This is a genomic window from Chryseobacterium sp. YR221, from assembly GCF_900176315.1.
GTDB classification, from domain to species: domain Bacteria; phylum Bacteroidota; class Bacteroidia; order Flavobacteriales; family Weeksellaceae; genus Chryseobacterium; species Chryseobacterium rhizosphaerae.
Map to the genome: position 1 here is coordinate 90,796 of NZ_FWXM01000002.1, position 12,240 is coordinate 103,035.

11 protein-coding genes are annotated in these 12,240 nt (G+C 35.3%); all 11 read right to left on the reverse strand.

The genetic code is table 11. The annotated features are described in order from the left end of the window. Positions 1–361 precede the first annotated feature (361 nt). The 11 genes from B8967_RS05375 to B8967_RS05425 all read right to left on the reverse strand — a co-directional run bounded on the left by B8967_RS05375 (position 362) and on the right by B8967_RS05425 (position 11,985). Entirely contained in the window at positions 362–1,690 is a 1,329-nt protein-coding gene (locus tag B8967_RS05375; protein ID WP_084085029.1) for a hydroxymethylglutaryl-CoA synthase family protein, read from the reverse strand. A gap of 177 nt (positions 1,691–1,867) precedes the next feature. After that, positions 1,868–4,378 carry a M1 family metallopeptidase gene (locus B8967_RS05380; RefSeq protein ID WP_084085030.1) on the reverse strand — a complete coding sequence of 837 codons (2,511 nt, stop codon included), beginning with the start codon at positions 4,376–4,378 and terminating at the stop codon, positions 1,868–1,870. A 27-nt stretch (positions 4,379–4,405) separates the two neighbouring features. Further along, positions 4,406–4,624 (reverse strand): hypothetical protein, encoded by a 219-nt coding sequence (locus B8967_RS05385; protein WP_047494792.1) that lies wholly within the window; start codon positions 4,622–4,624, stop codon positions 4,406–4,408. Positions 4,625–4,819: 195 nt separating this feature from the next. Next, positions 4,820–5,728 carry a hypothetical protein gene (locus tag B8967_RS05390; RefSeq protein ID WP_084085031.1) on the reverse strand — a complete coding sequence of 303 codons (909 nt, stop codon included), beginning with the start codon at positions 5,726–5,728 and terminating at the stop codon, positions 4,820–4,822. After that, complete coding sequence (locus B8967_RS05395) at positions 5,728–6,522, reverse strand: thymidylate synthase (RefSeq protein WP_084085032.1); 795 nt, start codon at positions 6,520–6,522, stop codon at positions 5,728–5,730. Before B8967_RS05395 ends, B8967_RS05390 begins: the two co-directional genes overlap by 1 nt. A 143-nt stretch (positions 6,523–6,665) precedes the next feature. Then, the gene (locus tag B8967_RS05400) at positions 6,666–7,316 is read right to left on the reverse strand and encodes a hypothetical protein (protein WP_143330475.1); all 651 of its coding nucleotides are present in this window, start codon (positions 7,314–7,316) and stop codon (positions 6,666–6,668) included. A gap of 6 nt (positions 7,317–7,322) precedes the next feature. Then, a complete protein-coding gene (locus tag B8967_RS05405) occupies positions 7,323–7,763 on the reverse strand; it encodes a GreA/GreB family elongation factor (protein WP_047494780.1) in 441 nt (146 codons plus the stop codon). A gap of 155 nt (positions 7,764–7,918) precedes the next feature. Next, positions 7,919–9,268: an alpha-amylase family glycosyl hydrolase gene (locus tag B8967_RS05410; protein WP_047494777.1), complete on the reverse strand. Its 1,350-nt coding sequence runs from the start codon at positions 9,266–9,268 to the stop codon at positions 7,919–7,921. Between the two features lie 235 nt (positions 9,269–9,503). Then, positions 9,504–10,097: an IS1096 element passenger TnpR family protein gene (locus B8967_RS05415; protein WP_084085034.1), complete on the reverse strand. Its 594-nt coding sequence runs from the start codon at positions 10,095–10,097 to the stop codon at positions 9,504–9,506. 134 nt (positions 10,098–10,231) lie between these two features. Next, positions 10,232–11,263 (reverse strand): sensor histidine kinase, encoded by a 1,032-nt coding sequence (locus B8967_RS05420; RefSeq protein WP_047494772.1) that lies wholly within the window; start codon positions 11,261–11,263, stop codon positions 10,232–10,234. 47 nt (positions 11,264–11,310) lie between these two features. Continuing rightward, positions 11,311–11,985 carry a response regulator gene (locus B8967_RS05425; protein ID WP_047494769.1) on the reverse strand — a complete coding sequence of 225 codons (675 nt, stop codon included), beginning with the start codon at positions 11,983–11,985 and terminating at the stop codon, positions 11,311–11,313. Between the last annotated feature and the right edge of the window lie 255 nt (positions 11,986–12,240).

Genomic DNA, 12,240 nt, shown 5'->3' on the forward strand with positions numbered 1-12,240 from the left:
AACCATTAAAAATATTGTTAGCTTACACTTAATTATAAAAAGGAACAAAAAAAATTAATGTAAAATAATGGTTTAAGTATAAAAAATCCAAAAAATAATTGCAACAGATCCTTATTAAAATCAACAAAACAGTCAAAAACAGATAAAAAGAATTGCTAAAAGCTTATAAAAAAGCAAAGCATTCCAATCGATTGGAATGCTTTATATAATATTAAAATACGTTGAGTTTACAATAAGGTGTTTTTCCTGAGAACTGGAACATACCCTTGAATGAAGTTAGAAAGAACAGATATTTATAGCTCTTCTTTATTCTTTATTCTTTATTCTTTATTCTTTATTCTTTATTCTTTATTCCAAAATTTTAACTCTGATAGGTATAGTATCTTGCTCCTATAAGAACAGGATTTTCAGATTCGATTGAGGTAAGCCCAAATCCTTTATAATCAGGGTTTATAGATTGATCTACCTGTTTTCTATGCAATTTCTCGTAAGTTTCAAAATCAATAGGAATTCTATTGTTCAGATTTTCGAATACATTCCATTTTTCCACCACTTGTTTCCAGTTTTCAGAAACTTTACCAGCAAAAACTTTTGATTTTGAACCGCTTCCGTAACCGAAGAAACCGATTTCTGTTCCTGATAATTCTTCATGATCATCAAAGGAAGTCTGTAAAGCAGAAAGAAATGCCATGAAAATAGAAGCGGTATACATATTCCCGATTTCGGAAGAAGCCCGCTGTGTTTTCTCTATTTTGTCACTGATTAGATTCAGATAACTTTCAGATTTTGCCACTGCTTTTTGCTCCTCAGGACTGGTATAATCAAGTTCGTTTTCAAGACTGTAGATTTCTGTAAATACTCTTTTCCCATGAAAAGCGTAAGGAAGATGGAAAATAATATATTTCCAGTTTTCATAAGGTTTTTCCTGTCCCGTAACGTCTTTATAATGCTGATAGGCTTCTCTTATTCTGTCCTGATAACACTGATTGGAATACTGACCATCAAAAACAGGTTCATCCGTGAATATTTCAATGGTATCCGGGTACATTTCAGGTGCATTATGTAAATCTTCCTTTTTATACTGTCTCCTTGGTTTAAAAAAGTCAAAAACACTTTCTGATGCTACGCCCCAATGATTTTCTATTTCAAGGAGATCTGGCTTAGAAGAGATCAGTAGAGCAACAGCTCCGCCTCCCTGTGTATATTCTCCTGAAGAAGCCAATTCATATTTTGCATAATCGCTGGCAATAACCACAGTCTTTTTATCTGGATTTACCCTTACAAAATCAAGAGCATTATGCAGGGCATCCACCCCTCCCACACATGCAAAGGTCATATCTACAACATCACAATGTTTAAAAGCTCTTGTTCCGAATTCTTCCTCCAACACTTTTTCTACCATCTGTACAGCATATGACGCAGTAGGTTTTGCAGCATCCAGGGCACTTTCTGTTCCTAAGTAGACTCTTGAAATCTCTCTGGGATCAATTGTATAATCTTTAATAAGTTGTAATAATGCTTCTGCTGCAAATGTTGCTGCATCTTCGTGAACATCGGGAAGCCCCATTTTATGCAGTCCCAATCCTTTCTCCAGTTTTGCAGGTTCAATCCCTCTTTTTTCAGCTAAATCCTTAATTTCCAAATACAAACCAGGTACATAATAGCTCGCCGCCTCAATTCCAAAAGTCATTTTATTCTAATTTTTATACGAATTTAGAAAATGTAGTCTGAATAACCGGTCAATATATCATGACTTTTTAACTATTTGTTCATAATTTAACTTTTTATTTCTGGCTATCAATCACAAAAAAAGCAGCATCACAAAATTGTAATACTGCTTTTTTATTTTTAATCAGATCTGAGGAACCTATCTGAAATTTTCAATAGCTTTATTCAGGGCATCAATCTGTTTATTGATACTTGCCGATTTCTGTGGATTTTGTTTCAGCAATTCCATTTTTTTGCTTAGTCCGTCTTTCAGCATTTGAACAATCATCATCTTAGCCTGTGGGTTATTTCCCATATCACTTTTTGCATAATCCAACATTTTCGTGATATTTTCCACTGCTTTTAGATTGTCAGAACTCATAATCCAGTTATATCCTTCTTCTGCAGTTTTCCCCAATTCCGGATTCTGGAATTTAACAAACGGGTAAAATGCAGCAAGTGGAGCAATATGTTCCATTTGAGAACTTATTTTATTCTTCACAATAACCGGAAGTAAAAGAGCAAGCAATTCATCTGAAGCTCCATCCAGTTCAATTTTATCAGCTAAGGCATTCGCCCGTGACGGATCAATGGTAAGAACAGCACTTAAAGAATTTCCTTTAACCGCATTGGAAACTGCATTCACTCCTTTTTCAAATATCGGAAGGTATTTCTTATCTTTTGTTTTCGCCAAAGCACCAATAGCTGCAGCCTGAGCTAATGTTTTAGGATCATTCGAAGCTATTTTCTCAACTTCTGTTCCCAATGCTTTCATCTGATCGGAATTGGTAAGATCCATTAATTCCAACGCTTTAATTCTTATTCTAAAGAATGGATCTTTTAAGGCAGCCGCCAATAATTTTATAGCAGCAGGACTTTTCCCTGCCTGGTCTTTAATTCCAGTTAGAGCTTTATATCTGCTTTTAAATTCTTTAGAATTGGTAAACTGTAGCAGGTTCTGCTCCGGTGTTTTGGTATCCGTGATATCAGCTAGCAATATTCCGTCTGCATTGATATTGACAAGATCCGGTGTTTTGGATACATCAAAATTAAAAGTATTCTTGGTTTCAGCATTCACCCAAACATTATATCTTTTAGGTTTGCCATTATCATATACATCAATAGCTAAAGGAAACTCGAATAATTGATCCTGCGTCTGATTAACTGTTACAGCAATCTGTTTTTTTACAGGTTCAAAAGTAAATGAATAATTCAATTTTGGATTTCCACTTCCAAAATACCATTGGTTAAAGAACCAGTTCAGATCTTTTCCTGAAACTTTTTCAAAAGAAAGTCTCAACTGATGAGCTTCAGCGTTTTGATATTCATTGGTTTTCAGATAATCATTCATACCGGCAAAAAAAGCATCATCTCCCAGATAATTTCTTAGCATATGAAGGATTCCACCTCCTTTCTGATAGGTTACCAGATCAAAAACATCTTCACGGGATTCATAATTGAATCTTACCAGGTTTTTCTTAAAATCTGCAGGGTTATGAATGTACATATTCACATCCTTCATCTGGTGGTAATCTGCCTGATCTTTCCCATACTTATATTCATTCCAAAGATATTCGGAATAATTGGCAAAGGATTCATTCACGGTAAGGTTGCTCCAGCTTTCTGCGGTCACAAGATCACCAAACCAATGATGGAATAATTCGTGGGCAATAGTATCTTCCCATTTATTTTCATCAATCAGCTGCCCCGGTTTTTGAAGAATATCACTTCCGTGAAGGGTCGCCGTAGTATTCTCCATAGCCCCACTTACATATTTTCTTCCGGAAATCTGTGCATATTTTGCCCATGGATAATCATAGTTCATTTTTTTGGAGAAAAACTCGATCATTTCAGGAGTGTTTCCGTAGATCTGTTTTACATAAGGTTCATATTCTTTCTCGATATAATAATCAACCGCAATATTTTTCCATTTGTCTTTCACTACGGCATATTCTCCTACTCCCATAAAGAAAAGGTAGGTAGAATGTCTTTTATCCATTACCCAATGGTCAGTTCTCAGGTTATTGGATTCTTTCTGAGAATCTTTTAGAATACCATTTGAAAGGGTTACATATTTGTCAGGAACCGTCATATAGATTTCCTGAGTCGTCTTTTGATTGGGTTTATCAATTGTGGGGAACCATGCAGAAGATGATTCGGTTTCACCCTGTGTCCAAATCTGGGTAGGCATATCAGGCTCCGTACCCTGGGCATTAATGAAGTAAAGTCCTTTTGCATCATTAATCGCCATGCTTCCTTTTTGTTTTACCTCATTCGGACGGGCTGTATATTTGATATAAATGGTATAATCCTGATTCTTCTGATACGTTTTATCAAGGGTAACCTTTAGTGTTTCATCTTTATATTGGTACTGCAAAGGAGATTTCTTTCCGTTAGTCTCGAGAGCAACCTCATGAATCAGCATTCCCTTAGCATCCAGAGTCAATTCATTGGTAGGATAAAAATAGGGTGAAGCGGTCAGCCATTCTTCCCCGTTCATCTGTTCTTTCTGATAATCAAAGTTTACTTTCAGCTTGGTATGTTTAAGCTCCGTTACTTTAGTATGAGTGGCTCTGTACACCTTTTCTCTTCCTGAAGTCTCAGTTTGTGCCGATACATTAGCGGAAAATAAAATCCCAAGTATTGCAATGGATAAAATGGCCTTTTTCATTCTTCTATTTTATTATTATTTTTAGAATTATTTTTTTATTATTATTTCAAAAATATCATTAACAAGAGTTTCGTAGTCACCTGTTTTCAGCTGTTCTTTTGTTTTGGCAAAAGCTTTTTTCAGTTCGCTTTCCGGATTTTCATCATCGATAATATCTACGGAAGCCACTCCCTTCAATTGAAGTAATGCATTTTTCAGTACTTCTATATCAGCAGTTTTTTCAAGATCTACTTTTAAATATTTCATGAGAGGTAATTTCCTTTAAAATTACAAATTTCTTTTGGGGCAGCCTACGGACGCTGCATGATAAGTTCATGGGAAGAGGAATTTGTTACAACGATACCTGTATTTATTAATTACAGATGAAGGAAATCTAAGAATGAGATTAAAGATTCCAAAAAAATGAATTGAGTACCTCTTTAAAGATACAACAGAAAATAGTTAATAATCTGTAGGGTAGATTCCGTTATTTTCCAGCTGATGTCTGATTCCACTGTCATCTATTGAAGCACTGTCTTTTTTTATGTAATCAAGAATTACTTTTTTATGATCAGGATTATTAAATGACATCAAGTGATAGAGGTATTTTCTCTTCTGAATTTCATGAATAGTATCATTGGCAAGAAAATGAAGATATTCCTGTTCTAGCTGCAGAGCGTATTCTTTTTTATGCCAATTGCTGAGATAAAGAATTGCCGAACCTCTATGCTCCTGGAATGCCAGTTTTTCGATCTGCTTTTTCAGATGATCAGAATAGGTCCTGTTTCTGAATGCCATTACGAGCATAGGCTCGGAGGAATTTTTAGCAAACAAAAGCATACTGTCCAGTTTTTGCAGACCAGCATCTGATCTCACCTCTTCAGGTTTCAGTGTATTGGAATAGTGTTGATATAAAGGTTCAGCAAGGTATTCATAGCCGATGATGCATCCGTTCTGAGTATGAACCTTCCCTTTTCTATTGAGAAATTTTTGAAAAATGGCTGTAGCATACTGAGGATTTATTTCTAAAAGCCCCACTGCTGCATATAAGGCAACTGCATTATTTCTATTGTCGGTAAGGCTTAGTAATTCCCCTTCTGAGGCCAGATCATACAGTTTTTTTGCATTTTCAAAATTAGGATTTTCAGTAGCACCTTTTGCCAAAGCCTCTGTTTGATACGTATTTAAAGTAGAGATATCCCTTACTATCCTTCTTAAATGATGAGGTACCTGTACAGAATCAAAGACCACATCTTTAGAAAAGTTCAGGTCTTCAACAAGAATATCATATCCCTGTTCTTTATTCTCTTTTTGAGCACAGCTGAAGAGAATCAGTGCCAGGGCAACTACAAAAACACGGGAAAATATCATTATATCGCTACAGGAGCTTTGATTCCCGGATGTGGGTCATAATTTTCAAGGGTAAAATCTTCAAAATCAAAATCGAAGATATCTTTGATTTCCGGGTTTAGCTTCATAGTCGGAAGAGGTTTTGTTTCTCTTGAAAGCTGTCTGTTTACCTGTTCGAAATGATTGTTATATATGTGAACATCACCGAAACTGTGTACATAATCTCCTACTTCCAGATCACAAACCTGAGCCACCATCATTAATAAAAGGGCATAGCTGGCAATATTGAAAGGGACCCCAAGAAATACGTCAGCACTTCTCTGGTACAGCTGTAGGGATAATTTGCCATCCGCTACATAAAACTGGAATAAAGCATGGCAGGGAGCCAATGCCATATTAGGAATTTCTGCAACATTCCATGCAGAGACAATCAGTCTTCTGGAATCCGGATTTTTTTTAATCTGATCAATCACTTCTGTGATCTGGTCTACAATTTTACCGTCAGCACCATTCCAGCTTCTCCACTGTGCACCATACACCGGCCCAAGGTCACCATTTTCATTGGCCCATTCATCCCAGATGCTCACGCCGTTATCGTTAAGGTACTTCACATTGGTATCCCCTTTCAAAAACCAAAGTAATTCGTAAATTATTGATTTCAAATGCACCTTTTTAGTAGTCACCAAAGGAAAACCTTTTGACAGGTCATATCTTAGCTGATAGCCGAATACACTTCTTGTTCCGGTACCTGTTCTATCGGTTTTATCTGTTCCGTTATCTAAGATATGTTGTAAAAGATCTAGGTAGTTTTGCATTTTGAAAGGAATTTTATGGTTCAAATTTACTAAAAATGATCAAAAAAAGCATCCCTTTTTATGAATGCTTTTTATAAGTCAGATACTCAATTTCTATTAAAGGACTGTGTATCTGTTATCTGGAAAATAATTATTTTACGTAACTACAGAATAAAAACACTGACATCAGCACTGTTTCCTTTCATTGATTTTAACTGACCGTATTTATTTTTCTCTATGAATTTATCATTCCAGTATTCCAGGCTTACCGGCCCGAATTTTATAAGTTTCCTGTACTTACTTTCATCAATGATATCTTTTATCCCATAATCGACAGAGATATCTCCTACTGATTTCAGTTTTCCCATTCTGCTGTTATCAATGACATCGCTGGGCCAGTAATCGATGGTAAAGTTTCCTATTTTCTTTACTTTGCCCCATTTTTCTTTATTAAAAATCGAGTCGTCCCAATATTCCACATCAATATCTCCTATGTTTTTCAGTTGGCCGTATCTGGCACTGCTTTTATTCAAATCATCCCAATAATCTATTTTGACATCACCTATGCTTTTAAGCTTGCCATATTTATACTGGTCAAAATAGGGGTCTTCATAATAGGTAAGTTCGCCATTCAGATCAGGATTGTGAAAATCGCTGATTTTCCCCTGAGCATCGATTGTAATGATAAAGCCGTCTACTTTAAGATTTACAGATTCCAGATCATAGTTTTTCCCTGAGATATTAGCACGGATTTGTGCTTGCAGGGTCATACTACACCATAAGAAAGTAAAGAAAAGTATATATTTAAATTTCATAGTTATTTACCAGATATTTTCAATGGTTTGAGTCATCGTATTGATTGCAAATACATCTCCCGTTTTCTTGCCAAACATTGCTTTTACCAGTGGCGATTCTGCTGAAACAGTCATGATTTTTTGATTTTCAACTATAATTTCCCCTATCGAAGCTGCAATATAAAAAAGTCCTTTATCAGTTTTCACCAAAGCTCCATTCTGAACTTTTTCAGAAGGATCAGAAGTTATTTTCTGCAGGATAGCCTGTTGATTTAATGTCTCGTTAAGCTGTCTCTGAAGGTTATTAATTTCCTGCTGAAGCATTTCACGTCCGGTTTCATATTTATCCCCCATCGAACTTTTTGTATCATTATTGGAAGCCCGGGTTTCTGCAATCAGGGTTTCAAAATTCTTGATCTTTTCGGTAATTTTTGTATTGATTCTATTGAGTATTTCCTGTTTGTTCATTGTTGTAAGTCGGATTATTTTTATGATGGATGAGTAAAACCATCCCGTCAAAATCAAAGATTTTGACACCCCTCCGTCGGAGGGGAATGGAGTACCTTTGAAAACTGATAATTAAGGTTTCACAATTTCAGCCAGTGCTTTAATGGTTTCAGGATTCATTTTTCAAAAACAGCATAGTCTGATATTTTGAAAATAAAATCTTTGCCATTACTGAAATCTCTTTTTGTTTTATCAAAAACATTTTTGAAAGTTCCTGATAAATGATCGTCTTCAATAGTAAAATGTACAGGTTCTTTGGACATATTCAGGACTACCAGCACTTCATCCTTTCCATTTTTTCTTATATAGGCCAGAATTTTATCATTTGCTGTTGTATTCAGAAAATACGTGATCACATTAGCATCACCACCTCTTAAAGCCGGATTGGAAGCTTTTAAATCCAATAATATTTTGTAAAAGTCTGCAACCTGGTAGGTATTGGTCCATTGGATCACATCTTTTTCGAAAAATTCAAGTCTTTTCATATTGGGAAGTTCCTGACCTGAGTATACCAATGGCACCCCGTTCCATGTTGCTGAAAATACGGCCATGGGTTTTGTAATAACACCATATTTTTCATATTCAGTTCCGTTCCAGGAGTTTTCATCATGATTGGAGGTAAACCACGCCCTCATAGACTGGTCTCCTATATTGGAATATTGAATCAATAAATCTTTCAGTTCCTGAAGTGGCTCATTTTTCTTGTAATAATCGGCAGACTTGTGCATCCATTTCCACGAATAGCTGGCATCAAAAACTTTTCCATATTCGGGACTTTCCAATTCATCAAATTCTCCCAGCCAAAAAAGCGGTTTTACTTTTTCAACTTCAGGACGGGCCTGTTCCCAAAAATCTACTTCTACCCAGGAAGCAAGATCACATCTGAAGCCGTCAATATCTGTTTCCTGTACCCAAAATTTCATAGCTTTGATCATCTCCAGACGCATTTCCTGATTTTTGTAATCCAGTTCGATAATATCATCCATTCCGGAGGCTATATGAAATTTTCCGTCAGGATCTTTTAAATAGAATTCAGGATGCGCTTGGGTCCATACATGATCCCAGCCCGTATGGTTAGCCACCCAGTCTATGATTATTTTAAACCCTAACCTGTGGGCTTCATTCACCATATCTTTAAAATCCTCAAGTGTTCCGAATTCCGGATTCACTGAAGTATAGTCGGCTGCAGCATAAGGGCTACCCAAACTTCCTTTCTTATTCTGCTGTGCAATTGGGGTAACAGGCATTAGCCAAAGTGTTTTTATACCCATTGCTTTCAGACGGGGCATCTCTTTGGCAAAAGCTTTGAAAGTTCCTTCTTTGGTATATTGTCTTATGTTTACTTCGTAGATATTTGTAGTGTATTTCCAATCTTTTGGCAGCTCTGTCATTTTCCGGGTATTTTTCTGAGTGGTACAGGAAACAATTCCCAGACCAATTAAGCTTAATAAAATTAATTTTTTCATTAATCTATTTTTAACAAAAGTAATGATTTTGGGAAGTAAAAGTGGGAAAAGGCAAAATCATGGAAAACTTATCCGGAATATAGCCCCATTATCCTTAACACTCCATTTGCTATGCAAGTGAATTGTGAATACATGTTAACAATTGAAACGTGACATATTCCGTATTCTTTCATCTTCTCTTCAATAAAAAAAGCCCCGGATCAAAAATCCGGGGCCTATATTGTATTGTTATCTCTTATCTTTCGTCGTCATTGTCATCTTCGTCATCGAAAGCGTCATCATTGTAGTCATCTTCTTCCTCATCATCAAAGCTGTCATCTTCATCTGAAAAATTTCCACCTGATCCGAAATCATCTTCAAATCCAAAATCATCATCCATTAATGGGGTAGCTGATTTCTTTTTAGATCCCGTGTTTCCACTTTTACTTGGTGCTTTCAATGGAACATTTCCAAATCTATATACAGTAATTGGATAATTAACACCTTTTGTCTCTTCGATGACTTCTATCAGCTCGCAGAAGAATTCCCATAAATCAAGAAGTCCATACTGGAACTGTGCTTTGTCGCCTACATTTTCAAAAGCTTCATCAATGTATACGTCTGACATAATCTCACCATCACCATCATCACTCATATCTTCTAATGGGACACTTTTTACTATTGTTCCGTCATTTTCCAACAGATTAAAAGTAGAAAGCTCGTCACCCTGCAGACTGAATGCACTTTTAATACCTAAATGTAAATTCCATAACGTTTGTTTTCCCTTAACTTCAATATCTCGGAAAATATCCTCTTTCGCATCTAATATTACGCGGATTTTGTAAACCATATCAGTTTCTTAAATTACTTTTTTGCCTTTATAATTATGATAAATCTCTGGTGCAAATATATAATAAATGACAGGTGACAAAAAAATATTTCAGGATTTTTTAAAATATTTTTTTTTCTTACATTTTGCCAAAGTTATTTACTTTTTTCCAGCATAAAACTGAATTTCGTCCCTTCAAGGTATACGCTTTCTACGGTAATGTTTTCGTTATGAGCTTCAAGGATATGTTTTACGATGGCCAATCCTAATCCGGATCCGCCCTCTCTTCTGCTTCTGCTGGTTTCTACACGGTAGAAACGTTCAAAGATTCTTGGAAGAATTTCAGATTTTATTCCCATTCCATTGTCTATAACTTCTATCAGCACTTTGTTTTTTAAGACACTTGTTTTTACAATTACTTTTGCTTCCTGCCTGTTTGCATAGTGGATAGCATTCGAAATAAGATTAATAAAAACCTGTGAAATCTTCTGTTTATCGGCATCCACAAAAATTTGTGGATGAAGGGTCTGGATTTGTAATGTCGTATTTCTTTTTTCTGCCTCAAGATCAAGGAGGTCAAAAATTTCTTTGATCAGAAGGTTAACATCAAATTTCGAAATATTAAGGTTAATTTCACCTGCCTCGAGCCTGTTGATCATATCAAGATCTGTAACAATGGCTATAAGTCTTTCAACAGATTTATCTATTCTTTCAAGGTATTTGTCCCGAATGATAAGATCTTCCACCCCACCTTCTCTTAGGGTTTCTACATAGCCCTGAATAGAAAACAGCGGAGTTTTAAGCTCATGGGAAACATTTCCGATATATTCTTTACGGTAACTTTCCATTTCCTTCATCATGTCAATTTCTGTTACCTTTTGCTGATTAAGATCCGAAAAACGTTCTCCTAATTCTTTAATGGTAATATTTTCGTCATGATCATGAACAATCTCCTGTGGAAGAAGCTGAGAAAGCCCTCTCACCTGTTTTCTTCCATAATAGCTGAAAAGAAGCTCTAATACAACATAGTTGATAATAAAGATCATGACTACACAAACAAAAACCCCCGCTTTGAATAAAGGGGTTTCATAATAGATATCTTTTAGTGAGTCGAAAACAACTACTAAGAAAAGCATTACCAGTGTCAGCAGACAGGAAGCAACGAAGGTAAGTCTGTAAAATTTCAATTTTACAAAGTTTTAGGATTGAACGTAAAGGTAGGTTTTTTAAGTGATTAAACGATCAGTTTATAGCCTATCCCTTTTAATGTCTGAATGGTATTGATTCCCAATTTCTCTCTTAATCTTCGGATATGAACATCAATGGTTCTTTCTCCTACAATTACATCATTACCCCATACTTTTTCCAGAATTTCTTCTCTTTTGAAAACTTTCTCGGTATTGGAGGCAAGCAGATAAAGCAGATCAAATTCTTTTTTAGGAAGCAAAAACTGCTGTCCGCTTTTGGAAACCCTGAAGTTATCTTTATCAATAATAAGGTCTCCAATTTCAATAAGTTTAGCATTATCTGAAACCTGAGAAGTCAGTTGTAACAGTGCATTTACTTTAGAAATAAGGATTTTCGGTTTGATTAGTTTTACGATATAATCATTAGCACCTGCCTGAAACCCGGCCAACTGTGAAAACTCTTCGCTTCTTGCTGAAAGGAAAACGATAAGAGTTTTTTGTAGTTCTTTCACTTTACGAAGCTCCTGACAGGTTTCAATGCCATCTTTCTCAGGCATCATTACATCCAGCAAAATAAGGTCCGGAATAATTTCCTTTGCTTTTTCTATACCTTCATTACCGTTAGTAGCAGTATAGATACTATAACCTTCTTTTTCCAAGTTGTAAGACAGAATCTCTAAAATGTCCAGTTCATCGTCTATTAAAAGAATTTTTTTACTCATCTTCTAGTTTAAGAATTCCCACAAAATTAATTATTTTCATTGATTTTATCTATCCGGGCAATGTTAACTAATTATTAAAAAACAGATATAGCAATTTGAATTAGAAAATCATTAATAAAATGAATAAATAAATACATATTAAACAAATATACAAAAGAATAATTGAAATAAAGCAAAAAAATATAAATATAAAAAACAAACATTCACAGTGCATGATTGATCAATTTTATTAATACAAACTTCACAATTAATTAA